The following is a 26,811-nucleotide window of genomic DNA, read 5'->3' on the forward strand; positions in this document are numbered from 1 at the left end:
ACTTATTTTTAACTATTATTTACTTTTTAATTTTTCTTCAATTGCCTGTTTTATTTTAGTTACTTCTTCTCCAATATCTCCGGCACCAATAGTCACAATAACATCAGCATCGGCATTTAAAATAAAGTCGATTAAGTGATCTTTAGCTACCAAAGTTTTATGATTTGCCGTAATTTTATCCAATAAGACAGCTGATGTGATCCCGTCCATAGGCAACTCCCTAGCCGGATAAATATCCAACAATGCTACTTGCTCAAATTGCGATAAACTCTTAGCAAAATCATCCATAAAATCACGTGTTCTACTGTATAAATGAGGCTGAAAAATCGCTAATACCTTACGCCCAACATATAATTCTGAAACCGCCTGAAAAACGGCATTTATTTCAGTTGGATGATGCGCATAATCATCGATATAAACCATTTCCGCAGTTCTCACCCTATACGAAAAACGTCTTCTCACTCCTTCAAAGCTCTCCAAAGCCGCCTTGATCTTATCCACAGCCACACCATAGGTATAAGCCATCGCAAAAGCCAATAAAGCATTGGAAATATTGTGATGCCCCGGTAAGGCAAAACGAACATCCACTATAATCTCATTTGGGGTTTTGATATCAAACAGATACCACCCATCTGTAATTCGTATATTTCTCGCTTCAAAATCCGCATCTCCTAAAACAGCAACCGTTCTCCCCTCTAAATTCACCTGAGGCGTTCTAAAGAAGTTGTTTTTATCACTAATCTTATCTGCAAAATCTTGAAATGAGACCAACATTTCTTCCTGTGTTCCAAAAATATCTAAATGATCTGCATCTGTAGATGTGATACAAGCCATGTCTGGATATAATTTTAAAAATGAACGGTCAAATTCATCAGCCTCTACCACCGTTACCGTTTTCCCATCCCCAATCAAATTGGTTTGATAGTTTTCTACTATACCACCCAAAAAAGCCGTAACATCCAAGCCACTTTGATACAATATATGCCCCAATATACTCGACGTTGTGGTTTTACCATGCGTTCCCGCAACAGCAAAGCAATAGGTATCTTTGGTGATAATTCCCAAGACCTCTGCTCTTTTCTGTATTGTAAAATTGTTATCTATAAAATAATTCCACTCCAAATGCGCTTTAGGCACTGCTGGCGTAACCACCACTAAGGTCGTTGCTGCATCGCGATAGTCATCACCAATTTGTGCGATATCATCAGTAAAATGAATATTGATACCCGCCTCAATCAATTCATCCGTAAGTTGAGTTGGAGTTTTGTCATAACCCGCAACCCGTTTACCTATATTCTTAAAATATCGAGCAAGAGCACTCATTCCGATTCCTCCGATTCCTATAAAATATACGCTCTTAATCTTATTGATATCCATTTCTCTATTGTATATATTTGACAATTTGATCTACAATGTCTTTTGTCGCATTGGGTAAAGCCACTTTTTTTATGTTTTTTGACAGCTGAGCACGATGAGATTCATCATGCAACAATTCATAAAACCTCAGGTCAAACGATTCCTCCAAATCACGCTCAGCGATCATTATTGCACCATTTTTTGAAACAATACTTTGAGCATTTTTTGTCTGATGGTCCTCGGCAACATTCGGAGAAGGAATAAATACAACAGGCTTACCCACTATACTCAATTCCGATACGGATGAAGCTCCAGCACGAGAGATAATAATATCCGCCGCGGCAAATACCAAATCCATGCGATCTATAAAATCCAATACACGTACCTCTTTTGAATCAAAGCGCTGGTACTCGTCTTTATAAAATTTACCACATTGCCAGATCACCTGCAAGTGTTCGTGTTTCAGTTTTGGTAATTGCTCTTCAATCAACTGATTGATTCGCCTCGCTCCCAAACTTCCTCCCAAAACCAATACGGTTTTTTTAGCCGGATTTAGTTTAAAATAACCTAAGGCTTCTTCTCGCTTAGAATCAATTTCCAACAAATCCTGACGTACAGGGTTTCCCGTTTTAATCAGTTTATTGGCGTCAAAAAAACGCTCCAAACCATCGTAGGCCACACAGATTTTCTTAGCTTTATGGGATAACATTTTATTGGTAATCCCCGGATATGAATTTTGCTCTTGAATTACTGTAGGAATCCCCATAGAAGCTGCAACCTTTACGACTGCCCCACTAGCAAATCCCCCAGTCCCAATAACCACATCAGGCTTAAAAGCCTTAATGATTTTTCGTGATCGAACTAAACTCGATAAAAATTTTACCGGAAACATCAAATTATCTGCTGTTAGCTTTCTTTGTATTCCCGAAATCCAAAGCCCCTCAATCGGATAACCCGCCGCGGGAACTTTTTGCATTTCCATTTTGTCTTTCGCTCCAACAAATAAAATTTCCGCCATGGGAAAACGAGTCTTGAGTTCGTTAGCAATAGCAATAGCGGGATAGATGTGTCCACCTGTCCCACCGCCGCTAATGATAAATCTAGGATTCTCTTGCATTTGTCTTTAATATTTTATTTATTCCTCACAGCATTCATTGGATTCCCGTCTTCTAGATTGTCCCCCATGTCTGCCAAAGCGAGTTGTTGTTCTTTCATATGTTTTAGTAAAAGCTCCTGTAAGGCTTTTTCTTTTTCTTCTTTTTCCAATTCTTCCAATTTGATTTCTTCTTCCTTCTTAGTCACACTTAAAATAATGCCCAAAGAAATACAAGTCATCCAAATCGAGGTTCCTCCACTACTGACTAAAGGCAATGTTTGTCCTGTAGTAGGCAATAGCTCTACGGCTACTCCCATATTGATCAACGCTTGGAATATGATGTAAAAACCCAATCCAACGACCAACAATTTCCCAAACATAGTAGGCGCTTTATGTGAAGCCCTTAAAAATCTAAAGAACAAACACAGATAGGCAAATAGTATTGCAAATCCCCCTATCATACCGTATTCCTCTACAATAATCGCATAGATAAAATCCGAAGAAGATTGCGGTAAAAAGTTTTTCTGCACACTTTTACCCGGTCCTAAACCACCGATTCCTCCTGTGGCAATCGCAATTTTAGCATTCTCAATCTGATAGACATCTACATTCTCATGATCTGCAGCAGTAAATCGATCGATACGACTCAACCACGTATCTACCCGATTGGGCATCACCGACGGAAAAGCCTTTGCAACCAAGAAAAACATCATCAAGGCAACAAGTCCCGTAGCGCATATAATGGCTAAGTATTTGATCGGATATCGCCCAACATAAACCAACATACAAACCATGACAAAAATCAAAGCCGCAGTCGATAAATTCGAAGGTAAAATCAGTCCTACCACTATAAATACCGGTAACCACAGCCAAATTAACGACGACTTAAAGGTCACCACTTTTTTCTCGAAATTGGCCAAATACTGTGCCACATAGACCATTAATACCACCGAAGCAACAGACGAAGTCTGTATACTGACGTTGACAAAGGGTATGTTAACCCACCTATTCGCATTCGCACCTCCAATAGTTTTGCCCTGAAATGCAGTCAACAATAACAGTATAATCACAAAGATCATAGCAAAAAAGGAGATTGCCCGAAAACGATGGTAAGGCATTTTATGCACAAAATACAAGGCACACATCCCGATCGACAAGTGGACTAAATGTTTAAACAAATAACCCGCTGTTGTCGTTCCTGCTCCTACGGTATAGACAAGATTGGTACTCGCACTAAAAACAGGCATAAAAGAAAACATGGCCAATAGAAAAACTAATGCCCAAATGATCTTATCACCTTTTAAATGTGAGAGAATTTCCTTCATCATACTTTGTTAATTATAAATTATGTACGGCTTGTTTAAATTGATTACCGCGGTCTTCATAACTGGTAAACAAATCGAAACTAGCGCAAGCTGGCGACAATAAAACCGTATCCCCATCTTCTGATAACTTTGCCGCAATTTTAACAGCCTCATCCATGCTTGTAGTTTCAACGAAAACGTCTACCACATTTCTGTAAGCTGCTTTTATTTTTTCATTATCCACTCCCAAACAAACAATGCTTTTAACTTTTTCGCGAACCAATGGCATCAATTCATCATAATCATTCCCTTTATCCACACCGCCAAGAATCCAAACCGTTGGTGTTTTCATACTCTCTAAAGCATAAAATGTAGCATTGATATTGGTTGCCTTAGAATCATTAATGTATTGTACATTTTTGATTTTAAGCACTTTTTCTAAACGATGTTCTACCGCCTGAAAATCCGACAAACTTTCTCTGATTGTTTGTTTTCGTATTCTCATCAATTGCGCTACTGTAGTTGCTGCCATAGCATTCTTTACATTATGTTTACCTTCTAAAGAAATATCGTTTATCGCCATAATTAGTTGTTCGTTGTTGCTGTTCGCTATTATATTTTCATCGCTTACATAAGCGCCTTCTAACTGTTTATCGACCAAAGAAAACGGTATTTTCTTTGCTCTTATCACGTGGTTTGCCAACCACTTTTTAATTTCAACATCATCAGCATCATAAATCAAGTAATCTTCTTCTGTCTGGTTCATCGTAATGCGGAATTTCGCATCGATATACTCCTCATAATTATAGTGATATCGATCTAGATGATCCGGACTTAAGTTGGTTATTACCGCTATATGGGGTCGATACGTCTCTATCCCATCCAACTGAAAACTACTCAACTCCAGCACATATATTTTATTCGGATCTTCTGCTATTTGCTTAGCAAAACTGTCCCCAATATTTCCCGCGACAACGGCATCTAATCCACCCCTCTTTAAAAGGTGCGCCGTTAACATGGTTGTCGTGGTTTTCCCATTACTACCCGTGATAGCGATTGTTGGTTGTTTCGAATATGGAAATGCAAATTCTATTTCAGATATTATTGCGATTCCGTTTTCTTTTATTTTTACTATTATAGCCGCTTTATCAGGTATACCTGGACTTTTTACAACTACATCTGCCGATAAAATCAATGCTTCCGTATGCTGCTGATCTTCCCAATTAATCTGATGTTGATCTAGAATCGCTCGATATTTTTCTGCTATCTTACCGAAATCGGACAGAAAAACTTCGAAACCCTGCTGAACTGCTAACAAAGCAGTACCAACACCACTTTCTCCACCTCCCAAAATGACTACTCTTTTCATCTTATCTCAGTTTTAATGAAACCAAACAAAATATGCCTAGTAAAATCGCAATAATCCAAAAACGAGTTACAATTTTACTTTCATGATATCCCTTCTTTTGAAAATGATGGTGTAAAGGCGCCATCAAGAAAATCCGCCTTCCCTCTCCAAATTTTCGTTTGGTATATTTAAAATAAGCTACCTGTAGTACCACAGACAAATTCTCTGCTAAAAAGACTCCACATAAAACGGGAATCAACAATTCTTTTCTAACAGCTATAGCCAAAACAGCAATGATTCCACCGATAGTCAAACTTCCTGTATCACCCATGAAAACCTGAGCAGGAAAAGTATTGTACCACAGAAAACCGACGAGTGCGCCGACAAATGCGGCTATAAACACCGTCATTTCTCCGGAGTTGGGTATATACATAATATTGAGGTAGTTCGAAAAAATGACGTTACCAGAAATAAAGGCAAATATTCCCAAAACCAGCACGGATATAGCCGATGTCCCTGCGGCGAGCCCATCAATACCATCGGTAAGATTCGCACCATTGGAAACGGCAGTAACAATAAAGATCACGATTGGAATGAATATCAACCAAGCGTATTTTTTATAACCATCACCCAACCACGCCAATACTTTGCCGTAGTCAAATTCATTATTCTTTAAAAAAGGAATCGTTGTAGCCGTCGATTTCACATCATACTTACTCACCTCTGCATGTACCGCTACGTTTGTAGGCATCTCACGTACAGTTACACTCGGGTGGAAATACAAAACCGATCCAACCAACAAGCCCAACCCTATTTGTCCAATAACCTTAAAACGTCCTTTTAATCCTTCTTTATCTTTTTTAAATACTTTAATATAATCGTCTAGGAAACCGATGGCTCCCATCCAAATAGTCGTAACGATCAACAGTATCACGTAAACATTATCCAACCTTGCAAACAATAAAACAGGAATCAAAGTGGATATGATGATAATCACTCCCCCCATTGTCGGTGTACCCGATTTCTCTTTTTGCCCTTCTAAGCCCAATTCTCTTACTGTTTCGCCAATCTGTTGTTTGTGTAAAAAATTAATTATACGCTTTCCATAGATGATGGAAATCAACAACGAGAAAATAATCGCCATTCCAGAACGAAAGGTGATGTATTGAAAAACTCCTGTTCCTGGAATTTTGAAAAACTGGTCTAAATATTGAAACAGATAATACAGCATACTTTATTATTTACTTAATTGTTCTAGATATTCTTTCACAATCAAAAGATCATTAAAATCCGAACGAACTCCCTGAATCTCTTGATAAGTCTCATGCCCCTTACCTGCTATCAAAATAATATCACCCCCTTGAGCCAACTGACACGCGCTTTTAATCGCTTGCCTACGGTCTTCAATGACTACAACTTTCTTTTGATTCTGTGGTTCTACCCCTTGCTCCATTTCTCGAAGAATCTCATAAGGCTCTTCAAAACGTGGATTGTCTGAGGTTAAAATCACTTTATTACTTTCCTCTGTGGCAATATGAGCCATCACAGGTCTTTTACTTTTATCTCTATTACCTCCACACCCTACAACCGTGATCAAGGTTTCATTGTAGGTACGAATAGAATTAATGGTTTTAATCACGTTCTCTAACGCATCGGGCGTATGCGCATAATCCACTATAGCCGTAATCTGATTGACTACGATATATTGGAATCGCCCAGCAACACTTTGCAACTTGCTGATTTCAACTAAAGCCTCCTGTTCAGAAACCCCCAGTTCCGTCGCAGCCGCGTAAACTGCTAATAAATTATAGGCATTGAAATCACCGATCAATTGCACCCAAATCTCTTTGTTATTAATGCGCATCAACATTCCTGAAAACTGACTTTCCAAGATAGTAGCACGGTAATCAGCCATCGATTTTAAAGCATACGTTTTTAGCTTTGCCTTGGTATTCTGAACCATTATTGGCCCGTTTTTATCATCTTGATTGGTTATTGCAAAAGCCGTCTGCGGTAATTGATCAAAAAATGTTTTTTTCGCATCGCGATATTCTGCAAAAGTTTTGTGATAATCCAAATGGTCGTGCGAAAGATTCGTAAAAACACCACCCTGAAAATGAAGCGCACTGGTTCTCTTTTGAACAATACCATGCGAACTCACCTCCATAAAACAATATTCACAGCCTTGCTCTACCATTTGATTCAACCAACGATTAATTGAAATGGAATCTGGGGTGGTATGACTCGCTACAAAATCATCTTGTCCCACCGTCACTTTGACTGTTGACAACAAACCTACCTGATAACCTAAGTTCGTAAAGAGTTTGTACAACAAAGATGCTACAGTAGTTTTTCCGTTAGTACCCGTAACCCCTACTAATTTTAATTTGGTTGAAGGATGGTCATAAAAATTATCGGCCATTTGCGCCACTGCTAAATGCGTATCCAAGACTTGAACATAAGTCACCCCAGATACCAAATGATCCGGAACAACTTCACATAAAATAGCACAAGCACCACCCTCAATAGCTTTTGAAATAAAATCATGCCCGTCAACCTGCGTTCCCTTGATTGCGATAAAAACAGCTGTTTCTGTCACTTCTCGAGAGTCAAAAGTCAAGTGGTCTATATCCATAAATGTGGTACCCGAAACAGATTCGATAGCTACCTTATACAATATGTCTTTTAATTGCTTCACGATAATTCTAATACTATGGTTTGATTTTTCTCTATCACTTGCCCTTCAACAATAGATTGTTTTTTCACTCTTCCAACTCCCTTTGAGACTACTTTTAGTCCCATATTTTCCAATAAAGGAATCGCATCCATCACGTACATCCCCTTTACATTCGGCATGATGGAGGTGTTTTTCTGAGCTTCCGTATAATAACTGTTGTAATCGTCAGCCTGAGCTTTGATTACCCCATCAATATTTCTTATTTCCTTAGTAGAAGGCACATCCGTAAAAATCTTTTGCGCAATTCTCTTAAATACTGGTCCTGCCACATCCGCTCCGTAATAACTCTTAGCGCGATTTGGCTTATGAATTACTACTATACAGGAATATTTAGGGTTAACTGCTGGAAAATATCCTGCGAAAGATGAGGCATAATACATATCCTTACCTTTACCACCACCATAATTCACCTGAGCCGTACCCGTTTTTCCCGCCATTGAGAAATTTGGAGAATATAATTTTCGCCCAGTTCCCTTCTTTACTACATTGCCCAATACCGCTTGTACTTTAGCAATTACCTCAGGAGACGCTATCTGCGGATTAATCACTTGTTTTTCAAAAACCTCAATGGGTTTATTAAATTCTCGAACTTCCGAAACAAATATCGGCTTAACCATTTCACCATTATTAGCCACCGCATTATACAAGGTCAAGGTTTGCAAAGGCGTTACGGAAAGTCCGTAACCAAATGCCATCCAAGGCAATGCTATCCCGCTCCATCCTTTGGTTCCCGGTTTTGGTATATATGGAACTCCTTCTCCTTTTAACGCAATCCCCAAAGGCCTATCCATGCCTATTTTATGCAAATAATTGGTGAACTGACGCGGATTGTCTTTATAGGCTTCATTAACAGCCTGAGTAATTACCGTATTAGAAGACACTTCTATACCGCGACCTAAGGAAATTTTACCATAACCTCCCCTTTTAGAGTCACGCACTTGTCGTCTATAAAAGCTGACAGCCCCCTCATGGGTATCATAGACCGACGAAGTATCCGCTTTTTTATCTTGTAGTAAAGCCAACAAACTCGCCAACTTAAATGTCGATCCCGGTTCGTGTTTTTCTACCACAGCATAATTAACCGTTTCGTAATAATTTCCCGTATCCGATCTTCCTAAATTAGAGATCGCTTTAATAGCCCCCGTAGCCGTTTCCATGACGATGACACAACCGTGATCAGCTTCATAGTATTCCAACTGTTTCAATAAAGCATGATGCGCTATATCTTGTATATAAACATCAATAGTGGACACCACGTCTTTACCGTCTTTAGGCTCTACTTCATTTTCATCATTGATCGGCTTGTAATGGCTGCGCGACATTCTCTGCATCATACGATGACCGTCTGTACCACTTAAATACTGCGAAAAAGCTCCTTCAATCCCAACACGCGTGATGGTTTTATCGTCGTTGATTCGCTCATACCCAATGGTTCGCTGCGCAATTTTTCCGATAGGATGCTCCCGAATTGTCTTCTGCTCGGTGATCATCCCTCCTCTGTTCGCTCCCATACTGAATAATGGAAACCCTTTGATTCGCATATATTGGGTATAACTCAAACCGCGCGTTATAAACACATAACGGTTTTTATTTGCTCGACCCGTTCTCAACAATACTTCAAAATAACTCGATGGCTTACCCATCATCACAGACAAAGAATCCGACAAGGGTTTTATATTTTTCTCAAAATCTTCCTGTTTGGAAGCGATCGCATCAAAACGAATGGTATAATTCGGAATTGATGTCGCTAATAAGCTTCCGTCAGAAGAATAAATATTCCCGCGATTGGCAGGAATATCTTCTTTTTTAACGGTATTATCTTTGGCTTTTTGACGCAATTCATCCCCTTCCACATACTGAATATTTATCAGTCGATATACTATCCCAATCACCATTAGCACCATGACTAAGGAAACCAGGTATATATTCATATAGATATTTTTATTATCTACTGCCATATCTTAAATATTCCTTTTTTTTCTTCTTGAACTACTTTAATCTTTTGAGGAGGAACCTCGGAAGGAAAAATTCCTTTTTCTTCCATTTTCCCAGATACAGTTGACTCCATTTTTAACTCCATCAGTTCTGATCGAGTATCCACAAATTCAGACCGCAACTCCTTAACTTCGTGATTTAATTCCGCTATTCGAAAATTTTTACTTTCGTAGTAGTGAATATTCGCAATCATAAACAAAGACAATACAATGAGATAAATAATAAAAAGCCAGTTTTTCATCGAACTTTCGTCGATCAGATACTTGGCTCTTATTATATTGTATACACTTAACTTCATCTGTTGCCTTATTGTTTTTTCTCTGCGATTCTCAATTTTGCAGATCTTGCTCTATTATTTATTCTAATTTCTTCTGCTGAGGGAACGATTAACTTCCCCAATTGCTTTAACGGAACTTCAAAACGGCCATAAAAATCTTTTTCTGGCTCTCCCTCAAACATGCCGTTTTTCATAAAGCGTTTTACCAATCGATCTTCCAAGGAGTGATAGGAAATAATGCTCAACCTTCCTCCGGGTTTTAAAAGCGCTTCACTCTCCTCCAACATCTCTTTTAAAACATCTATCTCCTGATTAACCTCTATGCGAATCGCTTGATATATCTGTGCCAAAATTTTATGGCTTTTGTGATTCGGTAAAAAACGAGCCAAAATTTCTTTAAGCTGTTCTGAATTTTTAATTGGATTATCCTTTCTCGCTTCGGCAATGACACTTGCCATGGCTGCCGCATTAGTCAACTCTCCATACTCAGCCAAGACTCTTTTTACCTCTGCTTCCGTATATTCATTAACCACATTAAATGCGGTAATACCACCAGTCTGATTCATACGCATATCCAACTCCGCTTCAAAACGCGTTGAAAAACCGCGTTCAGCCACATCAAATTGATGAGAAGAAACACCCAAATCGCCCAAAATCCCATCTACCTCCTTAATACCATAAAAACGCAGGTATCTTTTTATGAAGCGAAAATTCTGATTGATCAAAGTAAATCGACTGTCGTCAAGCGCGTTTTTTAAAGCATCGGTATCCTGATCAAAAGCAAACAGCTTCCCGTTTTCTCCCAATCTGCTCAAGATTTCTTTCGAATGACCACCGCCACCAAAAGTCACATCTACATAGACACCATCAGGCTTAATTGCCAAACCATCTACACTTTCTTTTAATAAAACCGGATTATGGTACTCGCTCTCGTTACTCATCTAAATTCATATTACCCATTACTTCTTCTGCCAATGCTCCAAAATCAAAATCATCACTATTTAATGCCGCCTCATACAAGTTTTTATCCCATATTTCAATGATATTCACTTTTGAGGATAAAACCAGGTCTTTCGATATTTTCGCAAACTCAACCAGGTCTTTTGACACCAATAACCGTCCAGCATCGTCAATTTCGACCATTTTCACACCAGCCATAAACTTCCGAATAAAGTCATTATTCTTCTTTACAAATCGGTTAAGTCCATTGATTTTTGCCATCATCAAATTCCACTCACCCATAGGCCACAACTCCAAACAAGGTTCAAACACTGAGCGCTTTAACACAAAACCATCGGCTATAGCAGGCAACTGCTTCTTTAATGAAGCAGGAACCGACACCCGTCCTTTGGCATCTATTTTACACTCATATGTCCCTATGATTGAAGTCAAAAGTTGAATTGATTTGATTTAATAGCAAATGTAGGTATTTTTTTACCACCTTTTACCACTTTTCCCCACTTTGTTGATAAGTTTTTCCACTTTAACGATTTTACACCCCCTCCAAGGCTAATCAACTCATTAACAACAGACAAAGCAGAATTTATAAATCTTAAAAAAAGCTTAATACCCCATTGTTTAGCCCCTTTAAAAATCAATAAATTCGTAAAAAAAAAGCTGTTTTAAAGGAATCAAAACAGCGAAAAACCACTGTATTTGCGTTGTAATTGTGTTTCTTTTTTTCATTTTTACCAATTATCAAAAATTGTAAATTATAAAGTTATATATTTGTATGGATTTAAAAATCGCATAAACTTATACATGGAGCGAACTTTAAAAGAAGAAAGTAAATACCGTTATTATGAGGTAGGAGAAGGTATCCCTATAATTATACTTCACGGTTTGATGGGAGGATTGAGTAACTTCGACGGAGTGAGCAATTTTTTCCCAAGCGCAGGTTATAAAGTAGTCATTCCAGAACTACCCTTATATACAAATAACATTTTAAAAACCAACGTAAAGGCTTTTGCGAAATTTGTAAAAGAATTCATTACGTACAAAGGTTATACCGAAGTCATCCTAATGGGTAATTCACTAGGAGGGCATATTGCATTGTATCATGCCAAGATGTATCCAGAAAAAGTTAAAGCATTAGTTTTAACAGGAAGCTCTGGTCTGTATGAAAGTGCTATGGGAGATAGTTATCCCAAACGCGGTGATTACGAATACATCAAAAAGAAAGCTCAAGACGTTTTTTACGATCCAGAGATTGCTACAAAAGAATTGGTTGACGATGTATTTGCAACGGTAAACGATCGAATCAAATTGATCAAAACCCTGACAATTGCTAAAAGCGCCATTCGTCATAATATGTCGAAGGACTTGCCAAAGATAAATATTCCGACTTGTTTAATCTGGGGTAAAAACGACCAAGTTACTCCGCCAGAAGTGGCGATAGAGTTTCATGAACTGCTTCCGGATTCCGATTTATTTTGGATCGATAAGTGTGGCCATGCCGCCATGATGGAGTGTCCCAATGAATTCAATGAAATATTTTTAAATTGGTTAAAAAGCCGCAACATATAATCTGAGCATGAAAATAAATACAGCAGAATTTATCATAAGCAATTCAGATGTTACTAAATGTCCTAAAGAAATGTTACCGGAATACGCTTTTATCGGCAGATCCAATGTAGGTAAGTCATCTTTAATCAACATGCTTACCAATCAAAAGCATTTAGCAAAAACATCTAGTAAACCGGGAAAAACGCAGTTGATCAATCACTTTAAAATCAATTCCAATTGGTTTTTAGTCGATCTACCAGGATATGGTTATGCCAAGGTTTCTAAAAAAACCAAACAGACTTTCCAACGTTTTATCACGGACTATTTTGAAAGAAGAGAACAACTAATCGCTGCTTTTGTACTGATCGACATCCGTCATGATGCACAAAACATCGATTTAGAATTTATAAACTATCTTGGGGAAAGCGAAATTCCATTTGCTATTATTTTTACCAAGGCAGATAAGATTGGAAAAACAAAGGTACAGCAACATATAGCTGCATATACAAAATCGATATTGGCAAACAATTGGGCAGAGATGCCACAATACTTTATCACCTCTGCCGCAGATGGTTTAGGAAAAGAAGATGTGCTACAGTATATAGACGAAATAAATCACGAACTGTTTAAAAACGGTAATTAATAAAAAAGAGACTCCTAGGAGTCTCTTTTTTATTATCAGTGCTATTTTACTACGTACAGAGGTAAGAAGCTATACTAAATCAACTAGCACGTAGTACACGCCTGTTTTTTATTTTGTCAATTCCAGCTTTTCAGCAAAATAGTCGCAAAAATCTCTCATAGTTGCGGCCATCTTATCCTCATCAGTCGCTCTTTCAAAAGTATCCGCCATCGCCACTAAGGTTTGATGAAAGAACTGCTTCATCTCATCTACCGGCATATCTTTTGTCCAAAGATCGATCCGAAGGGTTTCTTGCGTATTGCTATCCCAAACAGACAGCAACATCGCTTTAGCAACTGCCTGATTAATTCCTCCATCCTTAGCGGACCAATTCAATTTTTCAGGAACTTTATTTTCATCTAATTCTACCTGAATATTAATTTCAGAAGTATGTTTTGCGCTCATTTTACTTTTTTGGTTTATATCGAGATTCGTCAAAAATTTCTTTTGTATCTTTTTGCAAAAGAGTTTGCAAAGTTACGTCATTATTCTTCATATAAGCACGAACAATCTGCCAACCTAACCACGCTCCTGTTCTTCCTGGAGATTCTGAATCAATATCTAAATAATATTTGGAGAAAGGGCTCGGATGTATAAAACGGGTTTGCAATTTATAATCCGTACTAAACATCAATTTTTCACTTACAAAATAACTCCACATTTGCGACTCATTCGATTCACACCATTTCATCTGCTCATCGGTATACATCATAATGACCGCAGGGGAAACGTCAGGCAACAACATCTCCTTAGCATATAAAAGCTTTCCTTGGTAGATCATATTTCCAAGCAGGGTTTTACTAGTTAGAGGGGCTATTTTAGTCGTTACAAAGGCATTTGCAACGTCGGGTAAAATTTGATTCGGTTCAAATTCTGCCCGTAAATACTCGGGAAAACCTTGATAGAAGCGGTGATCTTTACCCAAATAGGTATCCAAAGAAATCAAAACCAAAGAATCTGCATAGATCGCTTTGGACTCGATATCAACTTCAGAAATCAACGTAATGACGCGTTTGGTATTTTCCTCGGGATAATAAAATTTAATTCGTTGAAATAAATTCGTCAAACCCGCACTCAATGGATCTAAGTTCTTAAATTTCTTTTGCACCTCATCATGTAATTCGGCAAACAAAGTATCATTCTTTTTATCCATCCAAAACTGGTCATCAAATTGGGATGGAAACAGAAACGGAAATTGCTTTTTCAAGGCAGGAAAATCAGCTTGTGGTGTCTCGTAAAACAATTGATCAAAGCGCTCTATCTTAAAATCGGTGGCGATACCAGCATCGGAAGCATCAGAAGCTTTTTTATCAGAACAAGAGATCAGAAAAAAGCCCAGTAAGCCCGCTAATAGATAATTAATTTTAGTAAATTTGGAAAAACACATCATATTCTTGGTGAAGTTACTTTTTAGTATTTATATACAAATATAATATAGAATCTTAATTATTGATCTCTTTCCAAATGAAAACTCCAATTTTTAATGCTAAGGCGGTTACTGAACATATTGTACTCTGGTTAAAAAACTATGCTGAGGAAGCGGGTGTTAAAGGATTCGTGATTGGTATTTCGGGTGGGATAGATTCTGCGGTTACTTCTACGTTGTGCGCGATGACCGGACTTCCTACATTATGTATTGAAATGCCTATACATCAGGCGCCGAGCCAAGTATCTCGAGGTCAAGAGCAGCTGAATTTTTTAAAAAATAATTTCAAAAACACCCACACTGCCCTAGCTGATTTGACGGAGACCTTTGATCTTTTCCAAAAGGCGGTACCTCAGGAAAACGCTTCCACAGAAACATTACGCCTAACTCTTGCCAATACCCGAGCTCGCTTGCGAATGACCACACTGTATTATTTCGCAGGAATAAATCACTCCCTAGTGGTTGGTACAGGAAACAAGATAGAAGATTTTGGCGTTGGCTTTTTTACCAAATACGGTGATGGCGGAGTCGATTTAAGCCCTATTGCAGACCTTTTAAAGTCGGAAGTTCGCGCACTTGGAGTTCACTTAAATGTCCCGTCTAGTATCGTACAAGCCAAACCAACTGACGGGCTGTTTGGCGACGACCGGAGCGACGAAGATCAGTTAGGAGCAAACTATGACGAACTCGAAAAAGCCATGTACAACAAGGACCAAGGACTAACTTCGAGCGATCTAACCGGAAGAGATAAAGAGGTTTTTGACATCTACGAACGACTAAATCGCATCAACCAACACAAAATAAACCCGATTCCGGTATGTATTATACCCGAAAAACTAAAAAAATAACCCAACTTATACGCTGATTATCTGCTTAATTTTTAGTATTTTTGATAAATTACTTACAAAAATTCAGTTATGCCAACAATAATTGTAGCTGATAGTCAGCCAGTATGTATCCTTGGGCTTCGAACACATTTTGAAAAGAGTGTGCATTTTACCTTGACCGAGGAAGTCATGAGTTTTTCAGAGTTAAAAACTGCCTTATCCACTTTAGCTTACGATATCATCATACTAGACATCAATATAGCGGAGTTTCATAACTTAAAAGATATACACATCATCCGCGAGTTAGCTCCTAGTTCTAAAATCGTCGTATTTACCAACAAACAATCCTCCTATTTTGAAACCGTTTTATTAAAGTTTGGAGTAGATTTATATGTAGAAAAAAATGAGAGCTTACAGTATTTAGAATCACATATCGAGGCTTTGCTTCATCAAGGACAGCACCACCACACCTACACTCCCGTAGTTAAAATTTTGTCTACCCGGGAACTCGAAGTTCTAAAGATGTTAGCCCAAGGAATGAAAAATAAGGAGATTGGCACCAAACTCGATCTCAACGAAAAAACAATCAGTACTTATAAACTCCGACTGCTTTCCAAACTTGAAGCCAACAATACCTTAGAACTCGTTCAGAAAGCCCTGCTAATTGGTATCATCTAACGGTACCTCGAAGTAACCTGTCCGAGTTTCTCCGAGAAGCTATGTGTTAATTTTGAGTAATCCATAACCATCAGCAAAGTCTCTGAATAATCGATATCTCCACCACCGACCAGCGATTCCTTTAATTCATTAATGATCGTATTTACCAAAAACAAACGCAAGGTCAAAATATTCTCAGAAACATACTGTTCAATACTTTCATCTTTCATCTTTACAAAAATATTCTGCTCTTCCCATCGATGCAGCACATCGCGCTCTTCTTCCATGATAATTCCAGTAACTTCTTGTGCTAAATCCGGCTCCAAGCGCATGATATAACCCTCTAAATTCCATTCTGGATTGCTGTGATAGAAGTCCATAATATCGGTATAGATCTTTTGAAACAAAGGATTGGTTAACTCCACCTCATCTTCTTGCAAACTCAAATATACCCGTTCATATACCTTATATTTTTCTTTGTGGTTTACTTCTACAATTTCATCGTCGTCATTGGTCTGTAACAATACATCTGTGAATTCCTCTTCATGTTGACCATACAACAACAGTATTTCAATTATTTTGCGTTCTAAAAAATGCAGTATATCCACTTTCTCTGTGGTCTCTTCTATATCTCGAACAACCTCGAGTTCTTTCTTCTCTTCTACAAATTTCTTATTAGCATCAGCTACTTCTTTCTTACCTATTTGTGCCAAAGTACTAAACAATACTTCTTCAGAAATATCCATAATTCTGGAACATTCTTGAACGTATACCTCCTGCTTAATCACATCGGGTATCTTAGAGATGCTGTTAACCATATCTCGAATCAACTCCGCCTTTTTGATTGGATCGTCTTTAGCCTCATCCATTAACATAGATGCTTTAAAACGAATAAAATCCTTGGCATTTTGCTCAAAATACCTCTGCAACTCATCTAAGGAATTTTTCCTTGCAAAACTATCGGGATCCTCCCCTTGCGGAAAAGAACACACCCGCACATTCATCCCCGCCTCTAGAATCAAATCTATACCTCGGATCGAAGCGCGAAGCCCTGCGGCATCCCCATCAAATAGTACGGTAATATTTTTGGTTAGTCGATTGATCAAACGAATTTGGTCGGCTGTCAATGCAGTACCCGAAGAAGAAACGACATTGTGGATACCCGACTGATACATCTGAATTACATCCGTATATCCCTCTACTAAAAAACAATTGTCTTGTTTGGCAATCTCCTGCTTCGCATGAAAAATACCATACAAAACTTTACTTTTATGGTAAATATCACTTTCCGGTGAATTGAGGTATTTTGCGGCCTTTTTATCATTGGTCAATATCCTTCCACCAAATCCCAAAACCCGACCAGACATACTTTGAATAGGAAACATTACACGTCCTTTAAAACGGTCAAATTTCTTATCATCCTTAACAATGGTTAGCCCGGTTTTATCTAAGTATTCGAGTTGATATCCTTTTGCTAAGGCATCATTGGTAAAGGCATCCCAAGCATCTGGAGAATACCCCAAATTGAATCGCTCAATAGTATCTGTAGTAAACCCTCTTTCCTTAAAATAACTAAGACCTATAGCTTTCCCCTCTTCTGATTCTGTTAAAGTCTGATGGAAGTATTTTTTGGCATATTCAGAAACCAAGAACATACTTTCCTTCTCATTCAGTTGTTCCTTTTCATCATCGGTTTGTTGGGTTTCCTCAATTTCTATATTGTACTTCCGCGCCAAATAACGGATTGCTTCTGGATAACTAAAATGCTCGTGTTCCATTAAAAAAGCTACTGCATTCCCGCCCTTACCCGAACTAAAATCCTTCCAAATTTGTTTGACAGGAGACACCATAAACGATGGCGTTTTCTCACTGACAAAGGGACTCAATCCTTTATAGTTCGTTCCTGATTTTTTTAAACTTACAAAATCGCCAATCACTTCCTCTACTCGAGCAACATCAAAAACGGTATCAATTGTGCTTTTTGAAATCATCTTAGTTTCTTTTTTAATGTAGACAAAGATACGAGGTAAATACAAAAGTAAAAAGACAGCTACTGCTGTCTTTTTATACTAATAATACAATCAATTAAAATCGGCTCGAATACCCAGTGAAATATTGTTTTGGTCGATGTTGTTTGATTTAAAAAGTGGACTGATATCGTACTTAGAATACAAACTAAAAGCACGATAGCCTACATAGGCACTAGCACCATATACAAAATCGTTGGTGCGAAGGTCATTCTTGTTCTTTATCTTATGTTTTTCTCCATCTTCATTATATTTTAAAATCTGTTTGGTTTTAATATTAAAACCAGCATATCCCCCAATTCCCATGTGAAAACCCTTTTTGTTGCGAACTATTCTCCGAACACCATCTGCACTTAACACCGTAGGCGAAAAATCAAACTCCAAATGAACGGGTACAACTAAATTCAAACTTCTCAGTCGCGACTCCTTAAGGTTTTTATCGTAAATCTCTAAATGAGTTTGTTTACCATCTTTTATAAAATAACGATTATCCGTTGGCCTCAGATTATTATACATCATCGATATCCCATATTTTAAATGCATTAAATTATCATCTTTAAATAATCTGCTTTTATACGTCCATCCTATTTCGTAGAAATGTGACCCCAAATACCTGAAATCAGAATGAGCTACCGCCCCTTCAGTAACTAAATTATTAAGTCCCATAGCAAACACCAACTGAGTAGTCGTTCGCTTCCACGGTCTTGGCATATTTATATTTATTCCACATTTATACCTAGCAAGATCATCAACCGCTCTATCATTTGACAACGTATCTCTAAACATACTTGAGTCCGTTTGCGACAAACCTAAGCTTACTTTTTCCTTAACTAGTTGGTCGAGTGTTTTTTTCTCCTGATTAATTCTATCCTCAATATTCTGAGCATGCAGGGCTGCCACTTTAGCCTTAGCCTCTTGAGCTTCATCGTATGAAATTCGGTTTGTCAATAACTGATCGTTGATTTGATCTATTTTTTCTTTAAGTACACGCTTCTCTTCTCGAGTAATTGTTTCAATGTTCTGAGAGACTTGCTGAACCTGTACCTCAAATTTTTCTTCTTGCGCCTGCACGGTTGTAAAAAACAAACAACCAACAAGCATCAGATAAAAGTTTTTGTTTTTCATAATATCAATTTTATAGTTCTAATAGGACGTTGTTTTTTCATAGTTTCTATTGGCAAAATTGGTTCGTGCCTCCTTTAGGTTTCGCTTTATCTGTTCAAAAACAGTTGCTCTGTACTCGACCTTTAATTCACCCTCAACTTCGCTAAGCAAACTTTTGGGATCGACACTAAAACTCTTCGTATTGGTCTTATCGAGTATAGATAGTGCGACTTGATCTAAATCGTATAGTTTTTCTGCAGCTTTCTCGCTTTTCAAGTCGTGCCACTGGTCTTCGCGACGTTTATCAACTCGTGATTCGGGACTACTTTGCGTTTTTTCTACAGAAGGTTTACTAACAGCCACAGATTGCATGGGGATTTTTTGCGCTTCGGTTATCGTTTTGATACTTTCCTTTTTCTCTATGCGATTTTGTTGAACCGTCTGCTCTTGTGGATTACCCTGCAGTTGCTCTAATCCCACTGTACTCATCTTATCACTAGTAGAAAACAAAAAGAAATAAGTTCCACCTAACAACATCAATACACTTGCTGCTATCATAAACCAAGAAGATTTTCCCTTTTGGCTGTTCTTATAGTCCGAATCATTTAATTTATCTTCAAGACTCTTCCAAAGATCCGCATGCGGCTCCACAACACGATTATCAAACTTTTCTTTAATGCTTTTTTCTATTTTGCTCCATTTCTCCATGTTCCCTTATTTTTAGTCAACAATTGCTTTTGTAATATTTTCCGAGCATGTGCCAATTGCGATTTTGAAGTTCCTTCTTGAATTCCGAGCATCTTGGCAATCTCTGCATGTTTATGCTCTTCAATGACAAAAAGATTAAAAACCGTACGTACACCTATAGGTAATTGATCAATAAAACCTTCTAGTTCTTCGAGAGTAAAATCTGTATCATAAACCTCTTCTTCTGCTTGCACTTCATGGAATTGTACCTCTTCTATAAAAAATACCGCTTTTTCACTTCTTAAGAAGGACAGTGATTCATGGACCATAATACGCCGAATCCAACCTTCAAAACTCCCTTTATTCTCAAAACTAGATATCTGTTGAAAAACCTTAACAAAAGCTCCTACCATAACATGCTCGGCCTTATGACTATCGCGTATATACCGACGACATATACTGAGCATCTTGGGCGCATAAAGCTGATATACCTCACTTTGCGCCTTCCGCTCTTGCTTCTTTAGAAGAGCAATTAATTCCAGGGGATTATTTACTAACGGTATTACTTTCAAAATATAGGTTGCTTCTATTATATAGACGTAGAACTATGCAAAAAGGTTGTATCGAGATTGGATTCTTTTTCAAATATTATTTTACACTAAAATTAAAAGCTAATTTTAAAGCCATATTATCTTTCAATCCGGGATAAGCAGTTGGACCGTATCGATAAAACACTCCAAATCCAAAGACCCTATGTTTAAATAATCTATCGAAGTCCAATTCCTTAATTGTACTGCTGTTTCTACAAATACGTGTTTTTTTTGACAGTAAGCAATTATTGAACAACTTGTACTCTTAGTTAGATTTTCCTAAATTAGGCTGGTATGTGTCGGAATTTAAGGTGGGAATTTTTCTGCTTAAAAAGCAGTGAAGCAAATTGTTGTTAGGTAAATAAACTTATATAAGTGCTTGCAAAAAAAATACACTTATTTTTTACGTTCAATTACATAATTAACCATCAGGATTAAAGCCTCTTTATACGAAGAATTTGGAAAAGGTTCCAATAATTGAAGTGCTTCTTTTTGAAAAGCAATCATTTTTTGTTCCGCGTAAATCAGTCCATCTTTTTGCTTTACAAAGTCGATGACTTCACGCACGCGTTTTTTGTCTTTATTGTGATTTTTCACCGAATTGATCAACCAGCGCTTTTCTTTTTTATCGGAGTGATTTAGAGCGTAAATCAGCGGCAAGGTCATTTTCTGTTCTTTGATATCGATCCCGGTTGGTTTGCCAATGGGTCCGTCGGTATAATCGAATAGATCATCTTTAATCTGAAAAGCCATACCAATTAATTCTCCGAATTTACGCATCTTTTCAATATATTCAGAATGATCTGGCAAAACAGAGGCAGCTCCTAAAGAACAACAGGCAGCGATAAGCGTGGCCGTTTTCTGACGAATAATCTCGTAATAAACCTCTTCGGTAATATCTAATCGGCGTGCCTTCTCAATTTGCAATAACTCTCCTTCACTCATCTCTCTAACAGCCACAGAGATGATTTTCAATAAATCAAAATCATTATTGTCAATAGATAAGAGTAAGCCTTTCGACAGTAAATAATCTCCTACTAAAACGGCGATTTTATTTTTCCACAAAGCATTTAGTGAGAAAAATCCTCTGCGTTTGTTGCTGTCGTCCACAACATCATCGTGCACCAAAGTAGCGGTGTGAATCAGTTCAATTACCGAAGCTCCACGATAAGTGCGTTCATTAACCTCTTCAGCTACCATTTTAGCTGTCAGGAAAACAAACATAGGTCGCATCTGTTTCCCCTTTCGGTTAACTATATAATAAGTGATTCTATTGAGTAAGGCGACTTTAGACGCCATAGACTTATGAAACTTCTTTTCAAAAAGTTCCATTTCATTTAAAATCGGCTGTTTTATTTGCTCTACTATATTCATCGTAGTCAAAAATACAATTTTTAAAGAGTAAACAGAACTTTTAAAAACATTTAATTATTAAATATCGGTTTTTAAAACAAGGTTGCTGCTTTCTTAAAATTACTTAAAACTTAAGATTTATTAGCCAATTGTCCACAAGCTGCATCGATATCTTTACCTCTACTTCTACGTACCTTAGCCACAATATCATTGCGCTCAAGAGTTCGAATATAATTGTCTATAGCACTGGAATCAGCTTGTTGGAATTTACCGTCATCAATGGGATTGTATTCGATAAGATTGACTTTACAAGGCACATACTTACAGAATTTAACCAAGGCATCAATAGATTTTTTGTCGTCATTAATTCCTTTCCAAACCACGTACTCATAAGTAACTCGGCTTCGAGTCTTAGAGTACCAATACTCTAAGCTCTCACGCAGTTCTTGTAGCGGGAAGTTTTTAGCAAACGGCATGATATCCGCACGAATCTCATCAATTGCAGAATGTAGCGAAACCGCTAATTTGAATTTAACCTCATCATCAGCTAATTTCTTGATCATTTTGGGAATACCCGAAGTAGAAACGGTGATTCGTTTTGGCGACATGCCCATTCCTTCGCTAGAAGTAATTTTCTCTATGGCTTTTTGAACGTTGTTATAGTTCATCAAAGGCTCTCCCATCCCCATAAATACAATATTGGAAAGCGGTCTACCAAAAAGCTGGCGGCTTTCTTGATCGATCGCTAACACCTGATCATAAATCTCATCGGGATTTAGATTTCTCATTCGCTTCAACTGAGCCGTTGCACAGAAAGTACAATCCAAACTACACCCCACTTGGCTCGACACACAAGCCGTAGTACGCGTATTGGTTGGAATCAGTACCGACTCAACGATTAAACCGTCGTGTAATCGAACAGCATTCTTAACCGTTCCGTCTGAACTCTGTTGTCTTTGATCGACATTAATATGATTAATCACAAAATGCGTTTCCAACATTTGACGACTTTCCTTGGAAAGGTTACTCATGTCTTCAAAACCGTGAGCCCCTTTACTCCATAACCATTCATATACTTGATTTCCACGAAAGGACTTATCTCCCTGACTCACAAAGAACTCACGAAGTTGTTCCTTAGTTAGAGATCTGATATCTTTTTTTTCCACTTGCATGGCGCAAAGGTAAAGATTTTTAGTTTTAAATATTTATATTATTTGCCAATTCGTTGATTCGCGGATTAACACATTGACTGATTGTCCCATTGACATTTACTAGAAACTTTATTTATCTTTGTGTCCTAAAGTAATATCCTAATCCAGTCTAAATGCATTTTATATCTCCACAGTTAGAGAACTATGTCTTACAACATTCGGAAGATGAACCCGAATTACTAGCACAACTCAGCAAAGAAACGCATCAAAAAGTATTGAGACCAAGAATGCTAAGCGGGCATTTTCAAGGTCGATTTTTAAGCATTTTATCCAAAATAATTTCGCCCAATCACATTTTAGAGATTGGGACCTACACCGGTTATTCTACCCTTTGTTTAGCAGAAGGACTTCGTGCTAAAGGCACCTTAGATACCATCGATATTAATGAAGAATTACTTGATCTTCAAAGAAAATATTTTGATTTATCGCCCTATTCCAAACAGATCACTCAACATTTGGGCAGCGCTATTGATATCATACCGACACTGAATCAAAAGTTTGACTTGGTTTTTATAGATGCCGACAAGCCGAATTACTGCAATTATTTTGAACTAATTGTACCGAGAATGAACGCAGGCGGAATCATTCTATCAGACAATGTACTGTGGTCAGGCAAAGTACTCGAACCCATTGAACCCAATGACAAAAGTACTGTTATCATCGATAATTACAATAAATTACTAAAGAACGATCCCAGAGTCGAAACCGTATTACTACCTATTAGAGATGGTATAACGGTAACTCGCGTTTTATAAGTACAATTAAATAAAAACAAAAAGGGTTGTATCTATGGACACAACCCTTTTTATTATTATAATTATTATAAACTAAAAGTTATATTTCTTTTCTGCAAATTGGTACAACTTATAACAGAGTGTTCCCATTACTATCCCCGCCATATATCCCACAAGTATATCACCTGGGAAATGCAATGATAAATAAATCCTACTGTAAGCAAACACTAATGGAAAGATAAACACTAGAAACGCATACTTATAAAATCTCTTCAATATCAAAAACAAAAACAACATGGTCGCTGTAGAATTGGATGCATGTCCTGAAAAAAAGCTATAGGTATTACTACACTTTACCACTCTGATGATCTCATTGATCTGCAAATCATTGCAGGGTCGCAATCGTTGCACGTTATACTTTACTAAATTAGTAAATTGATCGGTACACAAAATCAGAAACGCCAAAAACAATATGGTGATGCCCAGCTTTTTTAAACCCAATTTTTTATACAAATAATACATAACAATCAGAAAAAACGGTATCCAATTGAGTTGTTTTGTAATAAATAACCAAAAAGGGTCAAAAGTTTCTGATCCAAAGCTATTTAAAAAGACCAATAATTGCTTATCTAATTGAATTAATGTATCCAAATTACAACTGTCTTTTTATGGGTCCAGTGATATTTTCTATATCTTCTTTCGCCTTGTTAATTTCATTTTTGATATCCAATGCAGGATCGATATCTATATTTAAGGTCTCTCTTATATCATCTGCGATACCGGACTCTTCAGCGCTTTTCTTAATTTCGCTTTTGATGTCGTTTGTCGCATTTTTTAATTGAGACATTGCTTTTCCAAAAGTCCTAGCCATCTCAGGTACCTTATCAGATCCAAACAACATTAAAATCACTAGTATGATAAAGAATATCTCACCCCCTCCAATTCCAAACATAATTGAAAATTTTTATTTTTCGTAGACTACAAAGCTACAAAGATTTATAAATTTATATCTTAAATATAGACGAAAACCTTTGTATAAACTTTAAAAAACTATTTTACAGCTTTCGTTCGTTGATCTTTTTCTTGAATCATCTCATTAAAACTCATCGCTAAAACACCTAATCGCATCTGCAAAGCGCCTTTCGAACCCACTTTATCATTTAAAATAGATACCACTTCAGGATCGGCAACAGCATTGTATACAAACCCTTGAACATAAGCCGCCGGAATACCAAAATTATCCACTATGAATTTTTCGTCAAAGATTCGCAGTAATTTCTCTTTGCGCATCTCCCCTTTCTCATATTCCAGTGCTTTCTTAAGCATTTTTGTTCTTCCAGTAATAGCATTGACGATCATGTCAATAGGAATTAATCCCCCACCTGAATTTGCAGTATATAGGCGACGCTCAGCTGGAGTAAGTTTTTTCCTTCCTTTCGGCACTATACCCAAGGATTCGGCACTAACTTTATAAATCATGATTTCACTTAATTGATAGGAAAGATCGTTCTCCTCTAAAGGAATAAAAATCATTTCTTTCTTCATATCAATTTCATCTAAAGCTCTTCGATACCCAATAAATAAGGATCCCGAAAACATCAAGGTATCATTTTCCCGTCCCATTAATTCAAAATAACCGCCCTTACCCGTTAATACAGATTCACCAGTATTGACATTGGCTACATAAATTCCACTTAGCAATTTTGAGCGAGATACAATTTTACCTTGCAACCATTCCCTTTCTTGAGAAAATCCAGCTATAGAAAAAAATAAAAACAAACAAAGAATACCCCTCATTTAAATAATCAGTTATAATTTGACGGTAAATTTATCCGAATATTCCACATCTTTAAATTATACATGGGTAAACTTATGTTAAATGTGAATTTACAAACAATTCAATAATACCCTCTGAGATTGGATAAACAATTCATTAATTGTACTTTTGACTTCGATACCAATTATTTTATTATTGTATTTATTGAGTTTATCACAATCCCATCTAATCCGAACAATAACGACTGTTTATCATTATAAAAAGTACTATCGATGAAAAAAATAATCATAGCTAGCACCTCTACCTTACACGATGGTGCTTATTTGGAATATTTATTACCGGAATTAAAAACGTTTTTCAAGCAAGTCAAAACCTTAGTTTTTATCCCATTTGCAAGACCTAGTGGTATTTCACACGAGGATTATACCGCAAAAGTACAATTAGCCTTTTCCAAAATCGGAATCGATGTTAAAGGCCTGCATGAATTTAAAGATCCACTGCTTGGTTTAAAGGAGGCAGAAGCCATTTTTACTGGTGGCGGCAATACTTTTTTATTGGTCAAACAACTCTATGACCACGGTCTTATGCAAACACTCATTGAAACTGTAAAATCGGGAACCCCCTATTTAGGAACCAGTGCCGGTAGTAACATCTGTGGACTGACTATGGAAACCACCAATGATATGCCGATCATTTACCCTCCCTCCTTTCAAACATTGGGATTGGTCCCCTTTAACATTAACCCACATTACTTGGATCCCGATCCCGATTCCAAACACATGGGGGAAACTCGCGAAACCCGCATTCATGAATTTCATCAATTTAACTCACAACCTGTAATCGGATTAAGAGAGGGAAGTTGGATTGAAGTTCAAGGTGATCGCATTACCTTAAGAGGAGCACTAACAGCGAGAATATTCAGAAAAAATCAAATTCCACAAGAAATCGAAACCGACAGTTTGCTCTCTCATCTAAATTAAAAAAAGGTTTTCCACACTAAAAAAAGGTTTGTTTTAAATCTATTTTAAAACAAACCTTATATTAATTAGCGGTTTTTATAGCCTAAAATTAGCTTTTCGTAAAATAATAGTTAAATATATCCTATTTTTATAAGTTTG

27 protein-coding genes are annotated in these 26,811 nt (G+C 37.3%); 6 read left to right on the forward strand and 21 right to left on the reverse strand.

What is annotated here, in order from left to right; genetic code table 11:
• Window positions 1-15: 15 nt before the first annotated feature.
• The 10 genes from murC to mraZ are packed head-to-tail and all read right to left on the reverse strand — an operon-like array spanning window position 16 to window position 11,505.
• The gene (gene murC / locus L1275_RS03430) at window positions 16-1,377 is read right to left on the reverse strand and encodes a UDP-N-acetylmuramate--L-alanine ligase (protein ID WP_253469753.1); all 1,362 of its coding nucleotides are present in this window, start codon (window positions 1,375-1,377) and stop codon (window positions 16-18) included.
• Between the two features lie 4 nt (window positions 1,378-1,381).
• Window positions 1,382-2,473, reverse strand: coding sequence for an undecaprenyldiphospho-muramoylpentapeptide beta-N-acetylglucosaminyltransferase (gene murG / locus L1275_RS03435; protein ID WP_253469756.1), 1,092 nt, complete (start codon window positions 2,471-2,473; stop codon window positions 1,382-1,384).
• 14 nt (window positions 2,474-2,487) lie between these two features.
• Window positions 2,488-3,777, reverse strand: coding sequence for an FtsW/RodA/SpoVE family cell cycle protein (locus L1275_RS03440; RefSeq protein WP_253470028.1), 1,290 nt, complete (start codon window positions 3,775-3,777; stop codon window positions 2,488-2,490).
• 13 nt (window positions 3,778-3,790) lie between these two features.
• On the reverse strand, window positions 3,791-5,125 hold the full coding sequence (gene murD, locus L1275_RS03445) for a UDP-N-acetylmuramoyl-L-alanine--D-glutamate ligase (RefSeq protein WP_253469759.1): 1,335 nt from the start codon (window positions 5,123-5,125) through the stop codon (window positions 3,791-3,793).
• A gap of 1 nt (window position 5,126) precedes the next feature.
• Complete coding sequence (gene mraY / locus L1275_RS03450) at window positions 5,127-6,335, reverse strand: phospho-N-acetylmuramoyl-pentapeptide-transferase (RefSeq protein ID WP_253469762.1); 1,209 nt, start codon at window positions 6,333-6,335, stop codon at window positions 5,127-5,129.
• Window positions 6,336-6,341: 6 nt separating this feature from the next.
• Window positions 6,342-7,802, reverse strand: coding sequence for a UDP-N-acetylmuramoyl-L-alanyl-D-glutamate--2,6-diaminopimelate ligase (locus L1275_RS03455; protein ID WP_253469766.1), 1,461 nt, complete (start codon window positions 7,800-7,802; stop codon window positions 6,342-6,344).
• Window positions 7,799-9,799, reverse strand: coding sequence for a penicillin-binding protein (locus L1275_RS03460; protein WP_253469769.1), 2,001 nt, complete (start codon window positions 9,797-9,799; stop codon window positions 7,799-7,801). Before L1275_RS03460 ends, L1275_RS03455 begins: the two co-directional genes overlap by 4 nt.
• On the reverse strand, window positions 9,790-10,134 hold the full coding sequence (locus L1275_RS03465; RefSeq protein ID WP_253469772.1) for an FtsL-like putative cell division protein: 345 nt from the start codon (window positions 10,132-10,134) through the stop codon (window positions 9,790-9,792). Before L1275_RS03465 ends, L1275_RS03460 begins: the two co-directional genes overlap by 10 nt.
• 8 nt (window positions 10,135-10,142) lie before the next feature.
• Window positions 10,143-11,054 (reverse strand): 16S rRNA (cytosine(1402)-N(4))-methyltransferase RsmH, encoded by a 912-nt coding sequence (rsmH, locus tag L1275_RS03470; protein WP_253469775.1) that lies wholly within the window; start codon window positions 11,052-11,054, stop codon window positions 10,143-10,145.
• On the reverse strand, window positions 11,047-11,505 hold the full coding sequence (mraZ, locus tag L1275_RS03475) for a division/cell wall cluster transcriptional repressor MraZ (protein WP_253469778.1): 459 nt from the start codon (window positions 11,503-11,505) through the stop codon (window positions 11,047-11,049). The genes rsmH and mraZ overlap by 8 nt, the downstream gene beginning before the upstream one ends.
• A gap of 369 nt (window positions 11,506-11,874) precedes the next feature.
• Between mraZ and L1275_RS03480 the strand changes: the two genes are divergently transcribed.
• Window positions 11,875-12,639, forward strand: a complete 765-nt coding sequence (locus tag L1275_RS03480; protein ID WP_253469781.1) for an alpha/beta fold hydrolase — start codon at window positions 11,875-11,877, stop codon at window positions 12,637-12,639.
• A 7-nt stretch (window positions 12,640-12,646) separates the two neighbouring features.
• On the forward strand, window positions 12,647-13,261 hold the full coding sequence (gene yihA, locus L1275_RS03485) for a ribosome biogenesis GTP-binding protein YihA/YsxC (protein ID WP_253469784.1): 615 nt from the start codon (window positions 12,647-12,649) through the stop codon (window positions 13,259-13,261).
• Between the two features lie 108 nt (window positions 13,262-13,369).
• Here the strand turns inward: yihA and gldC are convergent, their stop codons facing one another.
• Both gldC and gldB read right to left on the reverse strand, forming a co-directional pair.
• A complete protein-coding gene (gene gldC, locus L1275_RS03490; RefSeq protein WP_219288411.1) occupies window positions 13,370-13,705 on the reverse strand; it encodes a gliding motility protein GldC in 336 nt (111 codons plus the stop codon).
• Between the two features lies 1 nt (window position 13,706).
• Complete coding sequence (gene gldB / locus L1275_RS03495; protein WP_253469787.1) at window positions 13,707-14,690, reverse strand: gliding motility lipoprotein GldB; 984 nt, start codon at window positions 14,688-14,690, stop codon at window positions 13,707-13,709.
• Between the two features lie 74 nt (window positions 14,691-14,764).
• On the opposite strand from gldB, the gene nadE reads away from it, so the two are divergent.
• Window positions 14,765-15,574, forward strand: a complete 810-nt coding sequence (gene nadE / locus L1275_RS03500) for an NAD(+) synthase (protein ID WP_253469791.1) — start codon at window positions 14,765-14,767, stop codon at window positions 15,572-15,574.
• A gap of 69 nt (window positions 15,575-15,643) precedes the next feature.
• Entirely contained in the window at window positions 15,644-16,231 is a 588-nt protein-coding gene (locus tag L1275_RS03505; protein WP_253469796.1) for a response regulator transcription factor, read from the forward strand.
• Here the strand turns inward: L1275_RS03505 and dnaG are convergent.
• The 6 genes from dnaG to rlmN form a co-directional block, all read right to left on the reverse strand.
• Window positions 16,228-18,201 (reverse strand): DNA primase, encoded by a 1,974-nt coding sequence (gene dnaG / locus L1275_RS03510; RefSeq protein ID WP_253469799.1) that lies wholly within the window; start codon window positions 18,199-18,201, stop codon window positions 16,228-16,230. The two genes, L1275_RS03505 and dnaG, sit on opposite strands and share 4 nt — an antisense overlap.
• Before the next feature lie 90 nt (window positions 18,202-18,291).
• Window positions 18,292-19,362 (reverse strand): hypothetical protein, encoded by a 1,071-nt coding sequence (locus tag L1275_RS03515; protein ID WP_253469802.1) that lies wholly within the window; start codon window positions 19,360-19,362, stop codon window positions 18,292-18,294.
• Window positions 19,363-19,380: 18 nt separating this feature from the next.
• Entirely contained in the window at window positions 19,381-20,049 is a 669-nt protein-coding gene (locus tag L1275_RS03520; RefSeq protein ID WP_253469805.1) for a hypothetical protein, read from the reverse strand.
• Window positions 20,028-20,600 carry an RNA polymerase sigma factor gene (locus L1275_RS03525; RefSeq protein WP_253469808.1) on the reverse strand — a complete coding sequence of 191 codons (573 nt, stop codon included), beginning with the start codon at window positions 20,598-20,600 and terminating at the stop codon, window positions 20,028-20,030. Before L1275_RS03525 ends, L1275_RS03520 begins: the two co-directional genes overlap by 22 nt.
• A 414-nt stretch (window positions 20,601-21,014) precedes the next feature.
• Window positions 21,015-21,992, reverse strand: coding sequence for a polyprenyl synthetase family protein (locus L1275_RS03530; protein WP_253470030.1), 978 nt, complete (start codon window positions 21,990-21,992; stop codon window positions 21,015-21,017).
• Between the two features lie 110 nt (window positions 21,993-22,102).
• Window positions 22,103-23,143 (reverse strand): 23S rRNA (adenine(2503)-C(2))-methyltransferase RlmN, encoded by a 1,041-nt coding sequence (gene rlmN, locus L1275_RS03535; protein ID WP_253469811.1) that lies wholly within the window; start codon window positions 23,141-23,143, stop codon window positions 22,103-22,105.
• Window positions 23,144-23,295: 152 nt separating this feature from the next.
• Here rlmN and L1275_RS03540 point away from each other — a divergent pair, with 152 nt between their 5' ends.
• Window positions 23,296-23,937, forward strand: coding sequence for an O-methyltransferase (locus tag L1275_RS03540; protein ID WP_253469814.1), 642 nt, complete (start codon window positions 23,296-23,298; stop codon window positions 23,935-23,937).
• A gap of 72 nt (window positions 23,938-24,009) precedes the next feature.
• On the opposite strand, the gene L1275_RS03545 is transcribed toward L1275_RS03540, so the two are convergent.
• From L1275_RS03545 to L1275_RS03555, 3 genes are all read right to left on the reverse strand, one after another.
• The gene (locus L1275_RS03545; RefSeq protein WP_253469816.1) at window positions 24,010-24,567 is read right to left on the reverse strand and encodes a phosphatase PAP2 family protein; all 558 of its coding nucleotides are present in this window, start codon (window positions 24,565-24,567) and stop codon (window positions 24,010-24,012) included.
• Between the two features lies 1 nt (window position 24,568).
• Complete coding sequence (locus tag L1275_RS03550) at window positions 24,569-24,868, reverse strand: twin-arginine translocase TatA/TatE family subunit (protein WP_253469819.1); 300 nt, start codon at window positions 24,866-24,868, stop codon at window positions 24,569-24,571.
• 98 nt (window positions 24,869-24,966) lie between these two features.
• Window positions 24,967-25,713 carry a hypothetical protein gene (locus L1275_RS03555; protein ID WP_253469822.1) on the reverse strand — a complete coding sequence of 249 codons (747 nt, stop codon included), beginning with the start codon at window positions 25,711-25,713 and terminating at the stop codon, window positions 24,967-24,969.
• A 252-nt stretch (window positions 25,714-25,965) separates the two neighbouring features.
• Here L1275_RS03555 and pepE point away from each other — a divergent pair, with 252 nt between their 5' ends.
• On the forward strand, window positions 25,966-26,673 hold the full coding sequence (gene pepE, locus L1275_RS03560; RefSeq protein WP_253469825.1) for a dipeptidase PepE: 708 nt from the start codon (window positions 25,966-25,968) through the stop codon (window positions 26,671-26,673).
• The last annotated feature ends 138 nt before the right edge of the window (window positions 26,674-26,811 follow it).

This window comes from Flavobacterium sp. HSC-61S13, from assembly GCF_024171535.1.
Classification (GTDB): Bacteria; Bacteroidota; Bacteroidia; order Flavobacteriales; family Flavobacteriaceae; genus Flavobacterium.